Here is a 20,903-nt window from a genome sequence, read left to right as displayed (position 1 = left end):
CGGCCCCCTCAGGTCGGACCGCGCGTCCCCCTGAACGTCATCCGGTACGCCCCCGGCGACACCCCGAGTCCCGCCTGGAAGTGCTGCCGCAGTGAGGCTCCCGTGCCGAAGCCCGCTTCCGCTGCGATGCGGTCCACCGTGCGGTCCGTCTCCTCCAGGAGTTCGCGGGCCCGGTCCACGCGGCGCTGGGTCAGCCACTGCATCGGCGTAAGGCCCGTCTCCTCGCGGAAGCGGCGGCTGAAGGTGCGCACGCTCATGGACTCCCGCTCGGCCATCTCGGCCAGCGTCAGAGGTTCGGCCAGGCGCTCCTGGGCCCACTCCCTTGCCCGGCCCGTCGACGTGAGGTCGGGCTCCGCCACCGGGCGCCGGATGTACTGGGCCTGGCCGCCCTCGCGGTGCGGGGGTACGACATTGCGGCGGGCCACGTCGGCCGCCACCGCCGCCCCGTGGTCACCGCGGATCATGTGCAGGCAGAGGTCGATGCCGGCCGCCTCGCCCGCGGAGGTGAGGACCGGGCCCTCGTCGACGTACAGGACGTCCGGATCGACCGTCACAGCAGGGAACCTACGGGCGAAGAGGTCCGCCGACAGCCAGTGCGTCGTCGCCCTGCGGCCGTCCAGGAGACCCGCCGCCGCGAGGACGAAGGCGCCGGTGCAGATGGAGGCGATACGGGCGCCGGATGCGGATTCCAGCGCCCCCGCCAAGGCAGGTGACAGCCCGCCCGGCACCGGCCCCAGCGACTCGTCCTCCTCGTGCGACGCCGGGATGATCACCGTGTCCGCGGCGGCCACCGCTTCGGGGCCGTGCTCGGCGTAGACGGGGAAGTCCGCGTCTGTGCGGATCATGCCGGGGGTCAGGGCACAGGTCGCCAGCTCGTAGAGGCGCGTGCCCCGCGGCGAGCGTGCGTTGCCGAACAGCTGGTGGATCAGGCCCAGTTCCATCGGCAGGACACCGTCCCTGACGAGGACCGCCACGCGGTGCGGAACTTCCGTGTCCTGCGCTTGGTCTGCCCTCCGGGCTTCCTCCGCCCCCTGGGCTCCCTCTCCGCTCATGTCCGCATCCTTCCATCCGGCTCGCCGTGACCGGTGCGCAACGGAGCGGGGGCGATAAGTGGGGGCTGGTCCCCACTTCATGCTACGGTCGCCCCTGGAATAGAAATGGGGAGCCATCCCCATTTCCGCCCGCTTCTGTCAGGGAGTCGCGCATGCGCACGCAACACCCCACCGTCCGACTCGACGACCTCACCGACGACTTCACCGCCGACCCCTACGCCGCCTTCCGGGCACTGCGCTCGCGCGGACCCGTCCATCACGTGCGTTTCCCCACCGGGGACGAGTCGTGGCTGGTGGTCGGACGCGAGGAGGTGCGCGCCGCGTTCGCCGACCCCAGGCTGCTCAACGACGTACGGCACTCAGCCGACTTCGAGGACGACGGCCTGTACGCCGTGGGCCGCAACATGCTCCAGGTCGATCCGCCCGACCACACCCGCCTGCGGACGCTGGTGGCCCGCGAGTTCACCGCCCGCCGCGTCCAGGCACTGCGGCCCCGCATCGAGGAGGCGTCCGCCGCGCTCCTGGACGCCGTGGCCGCCGACGGCCGAGCCGACCTCGTGGCCGCCTACGCCTATCCGCTGCCGCTCACCATCATCTGCGAGCTGCTAGGTGTGCCGGACCTGGACCGGCCCGCCTTCCGGGCGTGGTCCACGAAGGTCGTCGCCCTCGACGAACCGGAGGAATCCGCGCGCGCCTCGCAGGAGATGGGCGCGTACCTCGCGGGGCTCGCGGAGGAGAAGCGGCAGCTGCGGGACGCGGCGGAGAGCGATCTGCTGCACGCTCTGGTCCGCGCCCATGACGGGGATGGTGCGGGCGCCGAGGGCGAGGCCGGCGAGGGGAGCGGGGTGGACCGTCTCACCCCGGAGGAACTGCTCGGCATGGCCTTCCTGTTGCTCGTCGCGGGGCACGAGACCACGGTCAACCTCATCGCCAACGCCGTACACCTACTGCTCGGTCACCCCGAGCAACTCGCCGCACTCCGCGCCGACCCCGAGCTGCTGAAGGGCGCCGTGGAGGAGACACTCCGCTTCGAGTCACCCGTACCGGCGGGCACGTACCGTTACGCCGCCGAACCCCTCACTCTCGGCGGCGCCGACATACCGGCGGGAGCGAGGGTCGTGCTCTCCATCGCCGCCGCGAACCGCGACCCCGCGCGCTTCCCCGACCCCGACCGCTTCGACATCCACCGCGATCCGGCCGAGACCCGCGCCCACCTCGCCTTCGGGCACGGCCTGCACCACTGCCTGGGCGCCCCGCTGGCCCGCCTGGAGGCGACCCTGGCCCTGCGCATCCTGCTGGACCGCTTGCCGGACCTCGCCTTCGACGGCGCGGGCACACCGCAGTGGCGCACCTCCCTCATGCGGAGCCTGCGGGAGGTGCGGGTGCGTTGGTAGACGGGGGCGCGTTCATTTCAGCAGGAGGCTCGGTTCTGAGTACGCGTACTCTGTCGCGCCCCCGGGGGAAGTCGGCAAGGTCGTACGCATGACGGCAAAGTCGATGCACATGAGCCCGCGGATATGGCAGCGGATGAGTCCGCGGACGAGCCCGCGAAGCTGGCGGCGCATGAGCCCGCGAATCCGGCAGCGCATGAGCCCGCGGATGTGGCAGCAAAACCTGCTGACACCCCTGCCCGGAGACCCGCCCCTGCGCCGCTGGACGACACGCGCGCTGGGCGCGGGCCTCGCGGTGGGGGCGTACCTCCTCTGCCTGCCCTGGGACCTGCGCAACCGCCCCGAAACGCCGGGCGCGATCAACGAGACGTCCCCGGTGACGGCGCTCGGCATCGCCGCCCTGACGGTCGCGATGCTGTCCCTGGCTGCCTACTTCGGCTACCGCGACCGCCTCGGCTGGGCACTGCTCCTGGTGGCGGGACCGCCGGCGACGCTGATGTACGTCTCCTTCAACAGCCACCCGGCACCGGACGCGGCGGTGTGGCCGCTGGCGTGGGGGTTCTTCGTGCTGGTGATGGGGGCGGGGGTGCTGGCGGTGGCAGGCTTCGCGCGCTTGTTCAGGGCTAGCGAGGAAGCCAGTCGTTAGCGTTGGCGTCCGGAAGCGCCGGGGTCGTACAGCACAGCCGCAACGGAGTCCGACGCCCCGGCGTCAAACGGCACCGGCGGACGCCCGATGGCCCCTCCGGTCGGCAAGAACCCACGAAGCGAGCCCCACGCCCCCCGCGACCCCGAAGACGGCGGGCCAGGCCCCGACCTTCTTGGCGAGGGGGTGGGACCCGGCGAAGGCGGCGACGTACGTGACGCTGAGCGCGGCAGCGGTCTTCGAGCCCGCGCTCTGCCGCCACCGCTGCGCAGCAGCGGCCCCCGCGGCGGCGAGGACGACACCACCGAGGGGCCGCTTCTTGGTCCAGCGCGCGACGGCGTACCCCCCGACGAGCCCACCGGCGGCCACTGCAGCTCCGGGTACCTTCGCCATGCCTGCCATGCCTGCCATGCCTGCCTCGCTTTCCCAGCTTTCGGCCGACGCTTCCGGCCACGCTTCGAGCCGATACGTCCTCAATGCATCCGAGGCCCGAGGCTAACGCGCCAGGAAAGCCTTGCGGCGAGGGGGCCTGCCCCGCGTAGGTTGGTGAGGGTGCGCGCTGCGGCCGAGCGGCGCGATAGAAGGCGCACCGACGAGGGACCGATAGTAGAGATGACCGCGCGAACTCCTGCTTCCAGCACCCGAACCGCCCTGGTCATCGGGGGTGGTATCGCAGGCCTGGTGGCGGCGATGGCACTGCACAAGGCGGGCATCGAGGCGAGTGTGTACGAGGCGTACGACGACGCCGTGCCCAAGGGCCGGGGCTCCGGCCGGGGCGGCGGGATGACGATCGCGCCGAACGGCCAGCAGGCGCTGGAGGCGATCGACGCGGCGCAGACGGTGCGCGCGATCGGCACGCCGGTGACCGCCCTGGGCCTGCGCAGCTGGACGGGCAGACACCTGGCCCAGCTGTCCCCGCCCGAGGAACTCCCCGCCACGCGCTTCGTCTGGCGAACGGAACTGTACGAGGCGATCGCGAGGGAGACGGCACGCCGCGAGATCCCCGTCCACCGGGGCAAGCGCCTGCTGGACGCGACCGACACCGGTGCCGGGGTGACGGCCCGTCTCTCGGACGGATCATTGGCGAGGGCGGACATCCTGATCGGCGCGGACGGCTTGCGCTCGACGGTGCGCAAACTGATCGACCCGACGACACCGAAGCCGCACTACGCGGGAACGCTGACCTTCACGGCACGCGTCCCGAGCACGGAACTCCCGTCAACTTCGGGGGTGTTGTACATGTGTTACGGCAAGCGGGCGTACTTCGCCTACCAGATCTTCGACGACGGCTCGGCGGCCTGGTTCGCGAACCTGCCGCACCGCGAGCCGATGACGTCGGCGGAGGCGCAGGCGGTGGGCGCGGGGGAGTGGCTGAAGCGCCTGGGAGAGGCGTTCGCGAGCGACCGCACTCCGGCGCCGGACCTGGTGCGGGACACGCCCGCGGAGGACTTGCTGATCACGGGCCCCACAGAAACGATGCCTCCGATCCAGACGTGGAGCCGAGGCCGCATGACCCTGATCGGCGACGCGGCGCACGCGACGCCGCCGACGTCGGGCCAGGGAGCGTCGCTGGCGTCGGAGAGCGCGGTGGAACTGGCCCGCTGCCTACGGGACTTGCCCCCGGGCAAGGCGTTCAAGGCGTACGAGTCCCTGCGCCGCCCCAGGGTGGACCGCATCCTGAAACACACGACGGCAACCCCGACGGCCACGTCAGCAGCAGCCCGCACGGCCACCCCAAAACCGGCGGGCCCGGTGAGCCGAGCCCTGCGGGACGCACTGCTGCCGGTGGCGACGAAGGTGGGCGGGGCCGGGGGAGCGGTATGGGGCACCTGGCAGTTCGACCACAGGATCGACTGGGAAGAGAGGGTCGGATAAGGGGCAGGTTCCGCAGGGTCCGCGGGGGCGCCTGTCTGGACCTGCGCGGTCGGGCGCCTGTCCGGGTGAGGGTCGGCCCGGTCGCGCGCCTGTCCGGGTGAGGGTCCGCCCGGTCGCGGGCCTGTCCGGGTGAGGGTGCGCCTGGTCGGGCGACTGTCCGGGTGAATTGCGGAGGGGCAGGTCTGTGCGATCAGGAAATAGGGAAAACCCCGCACACATCCCCCACCCCATGACCCCGTACCTGAAAGGGACCCCATGCGTATTCGTACCGCCTTGGCCGTCACCGCCCTCACCGCCGGCGCCGTACTGGGCGCCAGCGGCACCGCCCTCGCCGACGACGACCAGGGCTGGCGTGCCGGCTTCGCCTACGAGAACGTCGGCGGCCCCGCCGGTATCACCGGGGCCGCGGGCCACGGCGAAAGCAGCGACGACAACGGCTGGATGGCCGGCTTCACCTACGAGAACGTCGGCGGCATGGCAGGCATCACCAAGGCCACGGGCCACGGCGCGGGCCACCACGAGGACTAGTCCTCCAGCAACACCAAGCAGAACCAAGAAAGAGGGCCCGCCTGGAGCGGGCCCTCTTTCTGTTTCAAACAACGGTGGGGGATGAGGGGAGCGGACGTGGGCTCGGCATGATGTCAGTGTGGGACACAGGCAGCGACTGTGTCGTGAGCCTGCGGGGACCAGTCGGCCCTCGGTGAGGACCTTCGCTTCGGGTAGATCCGTCGGACCGTAACAGCGGGTCTAGGGATGCCCAGGACTGTCGCGGCCATGTCCAACCCGCCGGAGCCAGCGAAAAGGTCTACGAGATCGGCAGGGACGGGCTCCAGCGATCGCTAGCGACTGAAGGTTGGGCATTCGAGACATGGGACAGTCACTCTGCCAGTGGTCGCAGGAGGACGTGGCGCACCCCGAAACTCTGAGAAACCTCCCGTCTCGTTCCGGTAGATAACCCCGACGTCATGCTCCTCGAGGAGCTCGCGTATGTCTGTGTCGGGCAACTCAGGAGACAGCACCATGAGCCGGAGTGGCTGGCTGTGCTCCATCGAACGTAGATATCGACTGATGTCCAAGAGTTGAGCCAGAGCAGTCCGGATGGCTTCACGAGAGGTGCTACCGGCTGTCTCGTAGAGGGTGTTGTCGCTCTCGTCGTAGAGGTCAGAGAGAAGAGTGGCGGTTTTGTCCTTGATTTCTACTTGCAGGTGGCCGACCGAGTGGCCAGCTTCGCTCAGTCTGTCCTCGTAGCTCTCGCGCAATTCCTCACCGCGCTGCGCCACCATGGCCTCGGGCGTAAGGCTGCGTTGCTGTCTCCGTTGCCTCCGCTGCGCCCTCGCTAGGCGCGTTGCTTCCCTGGCCCGTACGAAGATGGGCTTTGTCTGTCTTGCTCGGGGAAGCACATGTGCGTCGGACCGATACACCTCGTCAGTGGGGCGCAAGCGAAAGACGATGACGCTTCGGGCTGCCTCACCGTCACCGAGAGCCTGCCGCAAGTAGTAGGGCTCGCGCTCATCGACTTTGAAGGGGCCGACGTAGCGGTGCGTGCGAGCAGCAGATCCTTGAGACTTCCCCTCGGCTATGAACAGGTGAAGGGTGCGTCCGTGCTCGGTGTGCTGGAGAACAGCGGAGTTGCCCTTGCCGTACAAGCCGCCAAAAGTCTGATCCCCGTGAGTGCCCGCTCCCGTGTACGTGAAGATGGGGCCTAGGTCGTCTTCCTCGGCGAGCCAACCGTCGCGGTACCCGTACTGCTCACCAGCGTTGATGTCTGAGAAGAGAACGACGGTCTTCTTTGACTCCGACGGACATATGCCGCCTTGCGGGCTTCCCCCTAACACTGGACGGATTTCCGCTCGAGTGCGGACATCTCCGGGCTTGATGGCGGGCTCGGATGTCGTCATGGCGTAGAGGCTAGTCTGCGAGTCCCAAGAGGACACATGTAGGTCAATTCGCGGCCCAGTGTTCCACTTTGGTACGTCTGGCGGCGAGAGGTCGATGAGGGCATGGATCAGGGAATAGCTGCTGTACTGGCCGGCGGTATAGGGCTTGTGGGGGCTGTTGCAGGTGCCTTCGCTGGGGGAGTCTGGGCTGTGCGTGGGGCAAAGATCGGTGGATTCAAGGCAGTAGAGGCAGCGCGCCTTCAGGTGGAGGGTCAGGTTGCTGCCGAACACTTTCAGTGGGTGCGCAGCCAGCGACAGCAGGCGTACGGGCAGCTGCTTGACGCCCAAGCGGCAGTCGAAGACACGTTGGCAAGAGCGGCCCCCGGGATACGTGCGGGCGGGAGGCTTTCAGATGAAGCACGAGACGAGCTTGCTGAGAGAGCCCTGGCCATGCAGTCGCGTTCCAGGCAACTCGCCCTGTGGGGGCCCGAAGAGGTGATTCGCCTGGCGCATGAACTGACGGTGAGCACCCTTGAGGCGACCCAGGCGCTCAGAATGGCGCAAGGAGTGGGTGCTTCATCTACTGGAAGCCAGAGTCAGGCGTGGGCTCACTGGGATCGAGCCAACCGCGAAATGACGCATGCGCACTCGGCGTTCCTCGACCGAGCGGGGGCGATCATCCGCGACCCGCACCAGCCAGCCAGTTAACTCAGGTTCCCTGAGTGCACCGCGTCCAGGAAGGCTGCCCAGGGGCGAGCGCCCATCGTTATGTGGGGCCCAGATGGGGCTTTGGAATCCCTCACGGCAATGACGGCAGGGCGCGCGGCGACCTCAACGCACTCTCCCCCCATGCCGTTGCTGTAACTGCTCCTGCGCCACGGGACACTTAGGGCCAGCGTCATCGGGAGTGCTCCTCCAGAACTTTTTTGATCAGCAAGGTCGATCGCTGTGGACTCAAGGCAAGCGCCCTGAGGTGGTCGAATGCCTTCGCGTAGAGGTCCACATCCGCGGGGTGCTCGAGGTAGACGGAATCTGTCAGCCCTTCCCGGTACACCACGTCCGGGTCCTCTTGCTCGGGGAAGCCAAGGATCGTGAACGGCCCGGTTGTGGGGTACGCGCCTGCATCGAACGGCAAGACTTGGACCGTCACGTTCCTCAACTTCGCCATTTCCAGCATACGTTCGAGCTGTGCGGACATCACCTGTCGATTCCCAACGACGTGCATCAGCGTGCTCTGGTGCACAACTGCCCACAGGTCAGGCGCGCCATCCCCTGCCAGTAGATCTTGTCGCCGCATCCGCACGTCGACCATGCGCTGGATCCCTTCAGCAGTGTGGTCGACCCAGGCACGGCATTGTTCGAAGGCGTAGCCGGGCGTCTGGAGCAGGCCCGGGATGAACTCGCCCTGGTAGCTGCGCAAGCTGGAGGCGGCTTGCTCTAGGCCGACGTACACGGAGAACCATGAGGGGACGGCATCGCCGTGCGCGTGCCACCAGCCCTTCGTCTTCGACTCTTTGGCCAAGGACTTGAGTAGATCGCGCAGCTCGTCCGAGGTTTCGTAGAAGCGGCACAGCGCAGCCACGTCGGATGGTTGGACGCGCCCTTGCCCAGTCTCCATCCGGTTGACCTTGGAGCTGCTCCAGTCAAGCTCATTGCCCACCTGGTTGCAGGTGAAGCCGTTCTCCTCGCGGAGTTTCTTGAGCTCGATCGCCAATCGACGACGGCGAGCGGTCGGGGAACCGGCCATGTCAACTCCTCCTGCTGTAGCGGAGTTTCCATCTCACCGGAAGCGGCGCGGAAGGCCAATCACCCCTTAGGGGGAATCTCGCCGTGCATGTTGCATGACGGGAAACCCGCTGCGACTCTCTCACTAGGAGTGATCGACAGTCACGCAGCGCAGCGAGGTGCGATGCACGGAGGTAGGTGGCCATGATCTACGCGAGCGAATGTGTCCGGCGGGGCCCTTGGGTGCAACCTTTCCTGGCTGAACCCAGCGAAATTTCGGGACTGCGGCGTGCGTTGAGGCTTCGGCTGCCCTTGTGGGGCTTGCAGGAGCTGATCGAGCCAGCGCAGACCTGCGTCGCGGAACTGGCATCAAACGTCATCCGCCACGTGGGCGTCGGCACGGCAGCCACTCTCACGGTGGTCATGAGAGATGCGTATCTCCGTCTCGAGGTTCGTGATCCGGATCCGCGAGCACTTCCGACGCTCATCGACGCAGCATCTGATGCTGAGGCGGGGCGAGGGATGACCCTCGTCGATGCAGTCTCCGATCACCGCTGGGGCGTGGTGCTCTGTGGTGACTCGAAGGTGGTGTGGTGTGAGTTGGCGACAGATCTTGATGCGCCCCTCGGAGATGCCAGAGGTCCGCGAGTCATGCGGGCTGAAGAGCACCTACTGCTCTACGGCGGCGTACGCCCGGGGTGGGTGTCAGGCTCGGGGCGTCTTGCCGTAGCAGTAGCGGAGGAGGTGGCGATCGATCTGATCACCGACCTCCTTCACTGGCTTCGGGCCCGCGGCTGTGATCCTGAGGAGGTGTTGGACCGGGCGCAGATGCACGTCGAGGCGGAGTCTGGAGCAGAGACTTGACCCTAAGTTCGCACCCTGCCCGCTCAGTTGCAGGTAGCTGCCGAGTACGTCCATACGTCGGCCGGCATCTCCTGCTCAAGCTCCCACTTCACTGCCATGGGCTTGCTGCCCTGGTGGGAGACATAGCGGGCGGGACCCAGGAGCATCCAGGGCTCGGCGCCGCCGATGTCTGTGTTCTTGTATCGGCGAACGAAGAGCAGGATGTGGCTGCCGCGACTCACATGCTCGCGGTATCGGCGTCCTGTTGCGGAGTCTTCGTCGGTAGTGCTCTGCGACTCCCAATGGAAAATAGAGGGACTCAGAGCGTAGTCCTTGTATCGGATAGTGGGTGAGAAATCCTTCTCGTCTTTCTCCAGCGTGATGAGCAAGGCGTCGGTATCGAGCGACTTCGCGTCTACTACGCCTTGGGCAAAAGATCCTGGCATCTGTCCGCCGAACCGGGCCACGCCGAGGGCGGCGAGGACTTCGGAACGGTTATAGGAGCTGTGGATCTTCAGCGGGACATCGCAGTGTGCCCCTTCAAGGGGAAGAGGGAAATGATCTGCAGTGGCTAGGCAGTGGTCGAGCACCTGGTGGAGTTCATGGCGGAACGCACCTTGCCCGCGCAGTGAACTCAGCCCCTCCTGGTAGGTCGAGTAACCACCCGCCTTGTCCCAAATGTTGAAGAACAGCATGCGGGCATAGCCCTGCTCTACCGGAGTCAAGGTCTCATATGGAGGTGCGTTGTCGGCCAGGAGTTGCTGGTAAGCCTCGATGCGCTCCCGGTCATCTACGTGGAGGAAGGAAGGGATGCGCTTGAGTAGTCCCGACTCTCCTGCGGGGGCTGGGCCCGTGAGCAGGCTGGTGCGACGCAGCAGGTTCGTCCATGAATTGCCATTGCCTCCACGGTAGACCTCCTTCAGTTCGCGCCCGCTCTCCTCTAGATAAGTTGCTAGGCGGGTCTCGGCATACGCGGATACCTCGCGGGCAAGCGCGGATACGTTGACGTTGAGCTGTTCCTTGATGTTCGCGATAATGGTCTGCTTGGCCTTGGCTTCCAGGATGATCTGGCAGCTTGCAGGCAGCAGGGGGAAGTCGTTGTTCAGGTTGTCGAGCAGACGCTTCCTGGTGAGATTCGTCAGAGCTCGGAATTGGTTCTCGAAACGGAACTCTTTACGGTGCTGTCCGATGAAGTCGAGAACTGTGAGGAATTCCTTGTTCTCCGTACGGCGCAGACCGCGACCGAGCTGCTGGAGGAAGAGTGTGGCGCTCGCAGTGGGGCGAAGTAGAAGCAGCGTATCGACATCGGGGACATCGAGGCCCTCGTTGAAAAGGTCGACAGAGAAGATGGCCTGAAGCTTGCCAGCCTTGAGGTCGGTGAGTGCTTGCTCCCGGACGTCCGTTGAAGTCTCGCCGGAGAGGGCCACGGATCTAATCCCGTACTTACAGAACTGGCGGGCCATCAAGTGTGCATGGTGGACGGAGACACAGAAGCCAAGGGCGCGCATCTTGCTCGGGGCTGCGACCCGCTCACGTACGGACTTCACAACGAGGCGTGCGCGTATTTCGCTCCCCGTGAGGACGTTGCTAAGAGAAGCCGAGTCGTAACCGCCGCGCTTCCACTCCACGGACCTGAGATCCGTCTCGTCGCTGATACCGAAGTAATGGAAGGGGCTGAGCAAATCGTTCTCCAGGGCCTCCCATAGTCGCATCTCGGCAGAGATGTGGCCGTCAAAGAACTCATCCTGAATGTTCTTGCCGTCCATGCGCTCGGGCGTCGCAGTCAGGCCGAGTAGCTCGCCAGGTCTGAAGTGATCAATGATCTTTCGATATGTGGGAGAAGTGCCGTGGTGGAATTCATCGATGACGATGACATCGAAGTGATCACGGGCAAGCCTCTCTAGCGCCTTTGCGTTGAGAGACTGGACACTTGCGAATACATGCGTCCAATCTTGCGGAATCTCACCGCTGTACAGGAGCTCACCGAAGTCCGCGTCGTCCAGCACGCCTCGATATGTGCGCAGAGACTGGTCCAGAATCTCCTTGCGATGCGCGACAAAAAGGAGACGTAAGTCGCTCCCTGCCTTGTTGCGCAGATGCTTGTAGTCGAGGGCTGCCATCACGGTCTTGCCTGTTCCAGTCGCAGCGACCAGAAGGTTGCGGTGGCGGTTTCGAACCGAGCGCTCGACCTCCAAGCGCTCCAGCATGTCCTTTTGATGCGGGTAGTCGGTGACTATCAGGCCAGAGACAGTAATGGCGTACCTTCCAGAGGCTGTAGACGGGTCGGTCACTCATGATTGCGATCAGGCCACCTGGAGCCTGGAAGGGGGCTAGCGCGTCCGCTCCCAGTGCCCTACTTACGACCGACCTGACGCTCTAGCTTTGCGGCGCCCCGTGGCATTCCCCATAACCCCGCCCCGACCCACACCAACACCCCGCCCCCGCCTCCGGCGGCCACCCCGCAGCGCGCCCCCGTGCCGCCAGCGTCGTGGCGTACTGCGGTAGCAAGGAGACGTCCGTCGGGTCTGTGCCCTCTGAGGCTGCGAAAGCCTCGTAGGACGGGACCGTGCCCGTCACGATGCCCAGGTTTGGGGTGCCGGACGTCGCGAGTTCCCTTAGGGATTCCTCTATCGTTGCCAAGTGGGCCTCGTGGGACGGGTATTCCGATTCCAGGCTCGGGTACGCCGTCAGGAGTTCCGTCAGTTCCGTTGCCGGCCAGTGCAGGACCGCTACCGGGAACGGGCGGGAGAGCGCCTCTCTGTACGAGCCCAACTCCGCCTGGATCCGGGAGATTTCCGCTCGTAGTTCCGCTGGGTTGTCCGAGCCCAGGGACCAGATTCGCTTCGGGTCGTGCAGTTCGTCCAGGGGGACGGGGGACGACGAGACCTCGTCCGCCAGGGCGTCCCATGCGTCGTGCTCCGCGCCCAGCAAGCGGCGCACCCGGTGGCGGCCGAACAGCAGCGGGCGTTGGTCGTAGGACGGGGCGCCCGCGGAGCCGCCGGGCGGCAGGAGGAGTTCCAGGGCCTGGGTGAACGTTTCCTGCGCTTGCGTCAGCTCGTCGTGGGCCTCCAGCGACTCCGCCACGATCACCCACGGTGCCGGGTCGCGGGGGGCCGCCGCACGGACTCCGTCGATGATTGCCCTTGCCTCCGCCTCGTGGCCGTACTCCCAGAGGTTCGAGGCCTTCAGGGCTCGGATGAGGGTGGGCGCCGACGCCGGGCGGGGGGCGTCGGGGGCCAGCAGGCGGTCGTAGAGCGTGGTCGCGCGGTCGCGCTCGCCCGCCAGCTCCAGGTGGGCCGCGGCCTGGACGAGCAGGTGCTCGGTGTCCTCGGGGTACAAGCCGGCAGTCCGCTCCAGGCGCTCGGCTTCGGCGATGTGGTCGGCAGGCGTGTCGGGGCGCATACGGGACACCGTACTGCCGAGTGGGGGCGTTGCAGGAGGGTTGCCGTGCGGATCCGGATGGCGGATGCATGGCTACTTGGCGGACCTGGCTCTATCGTGCGGGCGGCCGGGAGAGGGGTGGTGGCCTTGCGGGAGCGGGTTCCTGTGGTGGTGCAGGGGCGGAGGAAGGGCCGGGGTGCCGTCCTGCGGGGGGTGTGGGGGTGTGCCGAAGCTGCTGTCACCTGCGGGCTTGTGCTGCTGCTCCTCGTCGCCCACCAGCTGTGGTGGACCAACCGCCAGGCCCGCGAAGGCGCCGAGCGTCAGGTCCAGGCCCTTGAGCGGGAGTGGGGGAGCAGTCCGAGTTCCTCTTCCTCCTCTTCCTCCCCTTCCTCCTCCTCTTCTTCCTCCTCTTCGGCTTCCGGTTCCGACTCCGGTGCCGCGTCGGGCGCCGGGGGCGGGGCCCGCTCGCGGGCCGCCGGCGCGGGTGCTGGAGGGGCCGCTCCCACCCCCGACTGGGACCAGGCCTACGCCGTCCTCCGCATTCCCCGCATCGGGATACGCGTGCCCGTCGCCGAGGGCGTCAGCAAGAGCGGTGTGCTGAACAACGGGTACGTCGGGCACTATCCGCGCACCGCCCAGCCCGGCCAAGGGGGGAACTTCGCGCTCGCCGGGCACCGTAATACCCACGGTGAGCCCTTCCGTCGCATCAATCGGCTGGGGGACGGGGACGAGCTCGTCGTCGAGACCGAGCGGGCCGTCTACACGTACGTCGTGGACAAGACCTTGGGCCAGACCTCCGCCCGTGACAGCGGCGTCATCCGGCCCGTGCCCCGCAGTGACGTGAAGTCGGGCCACGGCTACCGCTCTCCCGGGTACTACATCACCCTCACCACCTGCACCCCCGAGTACACCTCCAAGTACCGGCTCATCGTGTGGGGGAAGCTGCAGTCCATGCGGCCGCGCTAGGGGGCTCCCCGGAGCACCGGAGCACCGGAGCACCGGAGCACCGGAGCACCGGAGCCGCGAAGCCGCGAAGCCCCGGAACCGCGGAAGCCTCCGGGCTCTCCTTCCGGCCTCCAACGCCGATCCTGTATAACGGGCAATACCTAGTAACGAGGGATCTTGAGGATCAAGGAGAGGGGGCGAGAGCGATGCAGGACGCCACGAACCTCATCCGCAGCTGGAAAGCCGCCCTCCGGCCCACCGGGCTCCTCCTCTTCCTCCTCGTCGAGGTCGTCCTCCTCGACGCGAGCAGCCTCACCGCTGCCGTCGCGCTCGCCGCGACCGCCGCCGCGGGCTCCGCGCTCGCCGTCTGCTCCCTCATCGCCGCGCGCTGCGCTCCCGCTGTGCCCCGCACCCGGGTGCGTACAGCCATGCGCGACCGCGAGAAGCGCACGGCCTTCCTGCCGCAGCGCGATCCCGACGCCGCCGGGCGCAGGCGGCCCCGAGCGCCGGGCCGTCCCGTCATGACGGCCGCGTAGGGAGCACCGCACACCCGAAGCCCCCTTCGTGGGCCGTCACGCCGAAAAGAGCACCGCCCCTTTTCCTCGGCACGACGAGACCCCCGGAGGGCTTCTCCATGTCCGGCTTCCTGTCCAGTTTCATGTCCCTGTTCGCTGATCTGGTCGGTTCCCTCGCCGACCTGCTCGAACCGCTCTTCCACGCTTCCGCGATGGCCGCCGCCATCGTCCTGTTCACCGCGTGCGTACGACTCCTCGTCCACCCCTTGTCGCGGGCCTCGGCCCGCGGTCAGAAGGCGCGTGCCAAGCTCTCGCCGCAGATCGCCGAGCTGCGCAAGAAGCACGCCAAGAACCCCGAGAAGTTGCAGAAGGCGGTCCTTGAGCTGCACGCGGCGGAGAAGGTCTCGCCGCTCTCCGGGTGCCTGCCCAGCCTGTTCCAGCTTCCGGCGTTCTTCCTGCTCTACCACCTGTTCTCCAACTCCAGCATCGGCGGGGAGGCCAACGCGCTGCTCGGCCACAAGCTGTTCGACGCGCCGCTCGGCGGGCGGTGGGCCGACGCGCTCGGTGAGGGTGGGCTCTTCGGAGCGCAGGGGCTCGTCTACCTCGCGCTCTTCGCGATCGTCGCCGCCGTCGCGACCTTCAACTTCCGGCGTACGAAGGTGCAGATGGCCGCGTCGGCCGCGTCGGCCGGGGCCACGCCGGCCGGAGACGCGGGGCAGCAGGTGCCGGGCATGGGTGCGATCACCAAGGTCATGCCGTTCATGTCGTACATGACGCTGTTCACCGTCGCCTTCGTGCCGCTCGCCGCCGCGCTGTACGTGGTCACCAGTACGACCTGGAGCGCCGTCGAGCGCGCCGTGCTCTATCGCGACATGCCGTACGGGGCGAGCGGGGCGTTGGCCACCGCCGCCTGACCGGAGCGAACGGCGCGCCAGGCGCAGCTCGACCGCGTGGCTACCGGTGGGTAACGGTCCGGTCTGTGAACAGGGTCTTGCGGGATGGACACCGACCTTGGAGGATCTTCCAACCTCCGATGGCCGCAACCCTTCCCCAAGCTCTCAACTCCGTTCGAGCAGGGGAGGCCCCAATCCGGGCCACGCGATCGCCGGAGGTGAGTGGGCGCGCTCGACCAAAGGGAGATTGACCATGAAGCTGCTGCGAGTCGGTACGGCGGGGGCCGAGCGCCCGGCGCTGCTCGATGCCGAAGGCACGCTGCGGGACCTCTCAGGGACCGTCACGGACATCGACGGGGCGCTGCTCGCCGACACGGCGGCCCTCGACCGGATCCGGTCCGCCGCCGAGGCGGGCGAGCTGCCCGTGCTCGACGCGGCGGGGCTGCGGGTCGGGCCGCCGGTGGGACGGATCGGCAAGGTCGTGTGTATCGGGCTCAACTACCACGACCACGCGCAGGAGACCGGGGCGGCGACGCCCGCCGAGCCCGTCATCTTCTTCAAGGCGGCGGACACGGTGGTCGGCCCGCACGACACGGTCCTGGTGCCGCGCAAGTCGGAGAAGACCGACTGGGAGGTCGAGCTCGCGATCGTCATCGGGAGCACCGCGCGCTACCTGGAGTCGCACGAGCAGGCGCTCGCGCACGTCGCCGGATACGCGGTGTCGCACGACGTCTCGGAGCGCGAGTTCCAGATCGAGCGCGGTGGCACCTGGGACAAGGGCAAGAACTGCGAGACGTTCAACCCGCTGGGTCCGTGGCTGGTGACGGCGGACGAGGTCGCCGACCCGCAGGCGCTGTCCCTGAAGCTCTGGGTCAACGGCGAGCTGAAGCAGGACGGGACCACGGCTCAGCAGATCTTCCCGGTGGCCGAAGTGGTGCGCTACGTAAGCCAGTTCATGACCCTGTACCCGGGTGACGTCATCAACACCGGTACGCCGGCGGGGGTGGCCATGGGGCAGCCCGAGCCGAAGCCGTATCTGCGGGCCGGTGATGTGGTGGAGCTGGAGATCGCGGGGCTTGGGCGGCAGCGGCAGGAGCTCAAGCAGGCGTAGGCGCCTTGAGCGGGGTGCTGCGGGCGTAACTTGCCGTGACTATGGGCTGCTTAGTGCCCCGCAGACGGTGCTGACGGAGGGGTTTCGTCGTCGTGCGCCGTCTGCGGGTGCGTCGCGGCCGAGCGCGCAGTTCCCCGCGCCCCTAGCGGGGCGCGAAGCGTTCCAGTGCCTCCACCACCAGTGCGTGGTCCGCCGCCTGCGGGAGGCCCGAGACCACCACCGTGCCGATGACGCCCGCGCCCCGCACCGCGATCGGGAACGCGCCGCCGTGCGCCGCGTACACGTCCGGGTCCAGTCGGGACGACTCCTCGAACGTCGTCCCCTTGGCGCGGAAGCGCGTGCCCACCAGGAACGACGAGCAGCCGTAGCGCTCGACGACGCGGCGCTTGCGGGCGATCCAGGCGTCGTTGTCCGGGGTCGATCCCGGCAGCGCCGCGTGGAAGAGCTGCTGGCCGCCCCGGGTGATGTCGATGGCCACCGGGGCCTGGCGTTCGCGGGCCAGGTCGACCAGGAGCGTGCCGAGCGCCCAGGCGTCCTCGTACGTGAAGTGGGGCAGGACCAGGCGGAGTTCCTGGGTCTCCAGTTCTTCCACCGTGGGTGCCGTCGGCGAGGCGGCGGGCTTCGGTGTGGCGGGCGTCTGTCCGGCGGGGGGCGGTGTGGCGGGCGTCGTCATACGACCACCGTCACACCGTCGCGGGCCGAGCGGCGTGCGGCCTCGAGGACGTCGAGGGCCGATGCGGCCTCGTGCGCGGAGACCGGGTTGTCGCGCGTGCCCCGGAGTGCCGCGGCCACGGCCGCGTAGTAGGCGGGGTAGTCGCCCGGCAGTGTGCTGACCGGGGTGCCGCCGCCGGTCAGCGGGGACTCGCCGGAGCCGACCCGGCCCCACATGGACTCGGGCTCCTCGCCCCAACTTCCCTCGCCCGTGGGCCGCTTGCCGTCGCGCAGGGCGGCTTCCTGCGGGTCGAGGCCGTACTTCACATAGCCCGCCGACGAGCCCAACGCGCGGAAGCGCGGGCCGAGTTGGGCGGTGGTGGCGCTCACGTACAGGTGGGAGCGGACGCCGTTCTCGTGCGTGATCGCGATGAACGTGTCGTCGTCGGCCTCGGCGCCGGGACGGCGGACGTCGGACTCGGCGTACACGGAACGGGCGGGGCCGAAGAGTACGAGTGCCTGGTCGACGACGTGGGACCCGAGGTCGTACAGCAGGCCGCCGATCTCTTCCGGGTCCCCGGACTCGCGCCAGCCGCCCTTGGGCTGCGGGCGCCAGCGCTCGAAGCGGGACTCGAAGCGGTAGATGTCGCCGAGCTCGCCGTCGGCGATGAGCTTCTGGAGCGTACGGAAGTCGTTGTCCCAGCGGCGGTTCTGGAAGACGGAGAGGAGCAGGCCGCGGTCGTCGGCGAGTGCCGCGAGCTCGCGGGCCTCGGCGGCCGTGCCCGCGATCGGCTTGTCCACGACGACCGGGAGGCCCGCCTTGAGGGCGGCGGTCGCGAGCGCGACGTGCGTCTTGTTCGGGGACGCGATCACCACCAGGTCGAGCTCGTCCGCGCGGGACCAGAGGTCGTCGGCCGACGCGGCGAAGCTCAGCCCGTCGCCGAACTCGGCGCGGGCCTGGGCCTGCCGCTCGGGGTTCGACGTGACGACCGTGTCGAGGACGAGGCCCTCGGTGGCGGCGATCAGCGGGGCGTGGAAGACGGAGCCGGCGAGGCCGTATCCGATGAGGGCGACGCGTAGAGGGGTGTCGGAGCCTGAGCCTGAGCCTGAGCCAGCCGAGCCTGTACCAGTCATACCTGTCATACCAGTCATGCGTTCCACTTAAGCAACGGTGTTGCCAAAGCGCAAGCGCGGGCGACAATGGGGGTGTGAACAGCACTGATGCGGCGAGGCCGGATACGGGAAGCGGTGGCAGTGGCGGCAGTGGCGGCAGTGGCGGCAGTGGTGGCAACGGTGGCAGGACGGGCGCCGGGGTGAACCTGCCGGCGCTGCGCGGGCACAACGCCGCCCTCGTGCTCGACCTGCTGCGCACGGCGGGGGGCGGCGGGATAAGCCGCCTCGAACTGGCCGAGCGTACGGGGCTCACGCCGCAGGCCGTCAGCAAGATCACCGCGCGGCTGCGTACGGAGGGGCTTGCGGCGGAGGCGGGCCGGCGGGCGTCCACGGGGGGCAAGCCGCGGACGCTGCTTCGCCTGGTCCCGGAGGCGGGCCACGCGATCGGCCTCCACCTGGACCGCGACGAGCTGACGGCAGTCCTGGTGGACCTGATGGGCCACGTGGTCGCGGAACGCCGGGCGCCGCTGGATTTCGCCGCGGGTGCGGAGGCGGTGGTGGACGTGGCGGTGGAGGTGGTGCGGGGTCTGGCGTTGAGCGGGGCGGCTTCGCCAGGGCCGCCCGCACCTGGACTGCTCGGCGTCGGCATCGCACTGCCCGGCCCGCTCGACCACGCCTCCGGGGTGTTGCACCGCGTGACCGGCTTTCCCGCGTGGGACGGTTTCGCGCTGCGGGACGCGTTCGGTGGGCGGCTCGGGCTGCCGGTGGTGGTGGACAAGGACACGAACGCCGCGGCGCTGGGCCTCGCGCTGGGCGGGGTGGCGGAGTCCTTCGCGTATCTGCACCTCGGGACGGGTCTGGGCGCGGGCCTCGTGCTCGGCGGGGGGCTTTACCGCGGGGCGCGGACCGGGGCGGGCGAGTTCGGCCACCAGGTGATCCAGCTGGACGGCCCGCAGTGCGAGTGCGGTGCCCGCGGCTGCATCGAGGCGCTGTGCCTCGCGGCGGTCGCACGGGGTGATCTGGACGAGGCGGCGCGGGTGCTCGGGGCGGGGGCGGGGAATCTGGTCAGCCTGCTCGACATCGACCTCGTGCTGCTCGGTGGCCGGGCGGTTTTGGCGGACGAGGAGCGCTTCGTACGAGGGGTGAGCTCCGTCGTCACCGCCCGTACCCGGCGGGGCGGCGGGAACTCGGAGGTTCCGGTCGCCGTCGCGGCCGGGGGTGAGCGGGCCGTCGCGGAGGGCGCCGCGCAACTGCTCCTTGCGCCGTTGTTCGGGCGGGCGGATGTGGCGTTTTCGGTGGGCCGGGGGTAGTCGCTGCGCGGGCGCTGCGCTGGGCGCTGCGCTGGGCGCTGCGCTGGGCGTGTGTGGTGGTCTGCCGGGGGCGTTGGGGCGTTTCGGCGTTGGGGGGGGGGGGGGCGGGGCTGTTGGCTTGGTTTGGCGGTGCGGGTTTGTGGGGGCTGGTCGCGCAGTTCCCCGCGCCCCTTATAGGGGCTGACGCGCCGGGGGGGGGTGGGCGGGGTGTCCTGCGGTCCGGCCCTTCGCTGCGGGTTTGTGGGGGCCGGTCGCGCAGTTCCCCGCGCCCCTTACGGGGCGTGGTGTTGCGCGGCGGTGCTTCGGAGGGGCCGGGGGCAGGCCTCGCTGGTCCCCGTGGTCCCCGTGGTCCTCGCTGGTCCCCGTGGTCCCCGTGGTCCTCGCGGGGGCGCGGTCGGCGCCGGTTGTGCCCGGCGTAACCCGTATCAGCTGAAAGTCGGCTGATAGGAGGAACTTGCGCGGGTCAGTCGGCGGTACGAAGTTGTGGCGCCCCCGGAGGACCGCATCGGACGTGGCAAGGTCGCGGGCCATGAGCCGTGTCATAGGGGCCTAGCCCCGCCTCCGTGCCCTGCCCCGCCCGCTCCGAGCTCAGCAAAGGTCCCTCATGCGACTCCGCCGCTCCCTCGCCTCCGGCATCACCGCCGCTGTCGCCGCCGCGCTGGCGATCGGGGCGGCGGGAGCGCTGCCGGCGAGCGACGCCGTGGCAGCAACCGCGGTCGTGCAGCGGCCGCACGCGGCTCAGCCCCCCACCTGCTCCGAACCCAGCGGTGACCGCGGCTTTCCCATCGGGACCCGGATCAAGGGTGGGCCCGCCGCCTACGAAGCCGGGGGTGGGTTCCGGACCTGGTCCGTCGAGTTGGGCAACACCACTCGCGGCAGCTGCGAGAACATCCACCCCGTCGTCGTCATCGTCGACAAGGAGCGCGAGCTGCGGCCCCGCCAGGTCCAGTTGGAGTTTCACGACGGCACGAACTGGCGGCCCGTCCGCTTCGAGCGGACCGACCGGGACGAGAACGTCGGCGTCTTCGACGACGAGTTCCCCGGTTTCACCGTCGAGGCGGGGCGGACCCTCACCGTCAAGGTGCGGCTCTCCTTCACCTCCGAGGCTCATTCCGAGCGGGCCGTCATCTCCGCCGCCGTCGTCCAGCGCCGTGCCGACGACGGCGACTGGGTGGGGGAGTCCGAGGACTACCCCTTCGGTATCAGCACCGAGGCCGTGGAGGGTGAGGGTGAGGACGTCGGGGGCCCCGACGGGGGCCGGGACGGCGGCGGTGTCGGCCCCGACACCGGAGCGAGCCCCGGCGTAGGGCGCGACGGTGGGAGCAGTGGCGGGCGTGAGCTCTCCGACTCCGGCGACTCCGGCGGCTTCTCGTACGCCGATGAACTCGCCGCCACCGGCCCCCGCGCCCTCCTCGGTGTCAGCGCCGTCGCCGCGGCGCTGTTCGCCACGGGCTGGGCCCTCGTCGCCGGCACCCGCCGCCTGCGAGCCGCAGCGCGCAGGCGTTGAGCAGCGCCACGTACGAAGCCGCGGGCTGGGCTCCCGTGACCGGGCCCCGCCGCTTGTGAGCCGCAGAGCCG

At 68.8% G+C, this 20,903-nt stretch carries 19 protein-coding genes and 1 pseudogene; 11 read left to right on the top strand and 9 right to left on the bottom strand.

The window, feature by feature from the left end:
- Window positions 1-8: 8 nt before the first annotated feature.
- Entirely contained in the window at window positions 9-941 is a 933-nt protein-coding gene (locus ACIBCK_RS05595; protein ID WP_399387278.1) for a GlxA family transcriptional regulator, read from the bottom strand.
- A gap of 263 nt (window positions 942-1,204) precedes the next feature.
- Between ACIBCK_RS05595 and ACIBCK_RS05590 the strand changes: the two genes are divergently transcribed.
- A complete protein-coding gene (locus ACIBCK_RS05590; RefSeq protein ID WP_399386933.1) occupies window positions 1,205-2,446 on the top strand; it encodes a cytochrome P450 in 1,242 nt (413 codons plus the stop codon).
- Window positions 2,447-2,615: 169 nt separating this feature from the next.
- Window positions 2,616-3,089: a hypothetical protein gene (locus ACIBCK_RS05585; protein ID WP_399386931.1), complete on the top strand. Its 474-nt coding sequence runs from the start codon at window positions 2,616-2,618 to the stop codon at window positions 3,087-3,089.
- 63 nt (window positions 3,090-3,152) lie between these two features.
- Here ACIBCK_RS05585 and ACIBCK_RS05580 read toward each other — a convergent pair whose 3' ends face one another.
- Window positions 3,153-3,479, bottom strand: a complete 327-nt coding sequence (locus ACIBCK_RS05580) for a hypothetical protein (RefSeq protein ID WP_399387276.1) — start codon at window positions 3,477-3,479, stop codon at window positions 3,153-3,155.
- A 219-nt stretch (window positions 3,480-3,698) separates the two neighbouring features.
- Here ACIBCK_RS05580 and ACIBCK_RS05575 point away from each other — a divergent pair, with 219 nt between their 5' ends.
- Together ACIBCK_RS05575 and ACIBCK_RS05570 are read left to right on the top strand one after the other, a co-directional pair.
- Entirely contained in the window at window positions 3,699-4,961 is a 1,263-nt protein-coding gene (locus ACIBCK_RS05575) for an FAD-dependent oxidoreductase (protein ID WP_399386929.1), read from the top strand.
- A 255-nt stretch (window positions 4,962-5,216) separates the two neighbouring features.
- Window positions 5,217-5,489 carry a hypothetical protein gene (locus ACIBCK_RS05570; RefSeq protein ID WP_399386927.1) on the top strand — a complete coding sequence of 91 codons (273 nt, stop codon included), beginning with the start codon at window positions 5,217-5,219 and terminating at the stop codon, window positions 5,487-5,489.
- Window positions 5,490-5,800: 311 nt separating this feature from the next.
- Here the strand turns inward: ACIBCK_RS05570 and ACIBCK_RS05565 are convergent, their stop codons facing one another.
- The 3 genes from ACIBCK_RS05565 to ACIBCK_RS05555 all read right to left on the bottom strand — a co-directional run bounded on the left by ACIBCK_RS05565 (window position 5,801) and on the right by ACIBCK_RS05555 (window position 8,585).
- Window positions 5,801-6,859, bottom strand: coding sequence for a hypothetical protein (locus ACIBCK_RS05565; RefSeq protein ID WP_399386925.1), 1,059 nt, complete (start codon window positions 6,857-6,859; stop codon window positions 5,801-5,803).
- A gap of 683 nt (window positions 6,860-7,542) precedes the next feature.
- Complete coding sequence (locus ACIBCK_RS05560; RefSeq protein ID WP_367042294.1) at window positions 7,543-7,740, bottom strand: DUF397 domain-containing protein; 198 nt, start codon at window positions 7,738-7,740, stop codon at window positions 7,543-7,545.
- Window positions 7,737-8,585, bottom strand: coding sequence for a helix-turn-helix domain-containing protein (locus ACIBCK_RS05555; RefSeq protein ID WP_399386924.1), 849 nt, complete (start codon window positions 8,583-8,585; stop codon window positions 7,737-7,739). The genes ACIBCK_RS05560 and ACIBCK_RS05555 overlap by 4 nt, the downstream gene beginning before the upstream one ends.
- A 299-nt stretch (window positions 8,586-8,884) precedes the next feature.
- Here ACIBCK_RS05555 and ACIBCK_RS05550 point away from each other — a divergent pair, with 299 nt between their 5' ends.
- On the top strand, window positions 8,885-9,427 hold the full coding sequence (locus ACIBCK_RS05550; RefSeq protein ID WP_399386922.1) for an ATP-binding protein: 543 nt from the start codon (window positions 8,885-8,887) through the stop codon (window positions 9,425-9,427).
- Between the two features lie 23 nt (window positions 9,428-9,450).
- Here ACIBCK_RS05550 and ACIBCK_RS05545 read toward each other — a convergent pair.
- Both ACIBCK_RS05545 and ACIBCK_RS05540 read right to left on the bottom strand, forming a co-directional pair.
- A pseudogene (locus tag ACIBCK_RS05545) lies at window positions 9,451-11,673 on the bottom strand (DUF3427 domain-containing protein); the annotation flags it as partial.
- Window positions 11,674-11,782: 109 nt separating this feature from the next.
- Window positions 11,783-12,808, bottom strand: a complete 1,026-nt coding sequence (locus ACIBCK_RS05540; protein ID WP_399386921.1) for an SEC-C metal-binding domain-containing protein — start codon at window positions 12,806-12,808, stop codon at window positions 11,783-11,785.
- Between the two features lie 126 nt (window positions 12,809-12,934).
- Between ACIBCK_RS05540 and ACIBCK_RS05535 the strand changes: the two genes are divergently transcribed.
- The 4 genes from ACIBCK_RS05535 (at window position 12,935) to ACIBCK_RS05520 (ending at window position 16,251) form a co-directional block, all read left to right on the top strand.
- Window positions 12,935-13,753, top strand: a complete 819-nt coding sequence (locus ACIBCK_RS05535) for a class E sortase (RefSeq protein WP_399387275.1) — start codon at window positions 12,935-12,937, stop codon at window positions 13,751-13,753.
- A gap of 185 nt (window positions 13,754-13,938) precedes the next feature.
- Complete coding sequence (locus tag ACIBCK_RS05530; protein WP_399386920.1) at window positions 13,939-14,268, top strand: DUF6412 domain-containing protein; 330 nt, start codon at window positions 13,939-13,941, stop codon at window positions 14,266-14,268.
- A gap of 110 nt (window positions 14,269-14,378) precedes the next feature.
- Window positions 14,379-15,161 carry a YidC/Oxa1 family membrane protein insertase gene (locus ACIBCK_RS05525; RefSeq protein WP_399387273.1) on the top strand — a complete coding sequence of 261 codons (783 nt, stop codon included), beginning with the start codon at window positions 14,379-14,381 and terminating at the stop codon, window positions 15,159-15,161.
- A 232-nt stretch (window positions 15,162-15,393) separates the two neighbouring features.
- Entirely contained in the window at window positions 15,394-16,251 is an 858-nt protein-coding gene (locus ACIBCK_RS05520; protein ID WP_399386918.1) for a fumarylacetoacetate hydrolase family protein, read from the top strand.
- A 142-nt stretch (window positions 16,252-16,393) separates the two neighbouring features.
- Here the strand turns inward: ACIBCK_RS05520 and ACIBCK_RS05515 are convergent, their stop codons facing one another.
- Both ACIBCK_RS05515 and ACIBCK_RS05510 read right to left on the bottom strand, forming a co-directional pair.
- A complete protein-coding gene (locus tag ACIBCK_RS05515) occupies window positions 16,394-16,924 on the bottom strand; it encodes a heme-degrading domain-containing protein (protein WP_399386916.1) in 531 nt (176 codons plus the stop codon).
- On the bottom strand, window positions 16,921-18,045 hold the full coding sequence (locus tag ACIBCK_RS05510; RefSeq protein ID WP_399386915.1) for a Gfo/Idh/MocA family oxidoreductase: 1,125 nt from the start codon (window positions 18,043-18,045) through the stop codon (window positions 16,921-16,923). The genes ACIBCK_RS05515 and ACIBCK_RS05510 overlap by 4 nt, the downstream gene beginning before the upstream one ends.
- A 65-nt stretch (window positions 18,046-18,110) precedes the next feature.
- Here ACIBCK_RS05510 and ACIBCK_RS05505 point away from each other — a divergent pair, with 65 nt between their 5' ends.
- Window positions 18,111-19,325, top strand: a complete 1,215-nt coding sequence (locus tag ACIBCK_RS05505) for an ROK family protein (protein ID WP_399386914.1) — start codon at window positions 18,111-18,113, stop codon at window positions 19,323-19,325.
- Window positions 19,326-19,929: 604 nt separating this feature from the next.
- Entirely contained in the window at window positions 19,930-20,832 is a 903-nt protein-coding gene (locus ACIBCK_RS05500) for a hypothetical protein (RefSeq protein ID WP_399386912.1), read from the top strand.
- The last annotated feature ends 71 nt before the right edge of the window (window positions 20,833-20,903 follow it).

The organism is Streptomyces sp. NPDC051218 (genome assembly GCF_044455475.1).
GTDB lineage: Bacteria > Actinomycetota > Actinomycetes > Streptomycetales > Streptomycetaceae > Streptomyces.
This window is presented reverse-complemented; position numbering and strand designations above follow the sequence as displayed.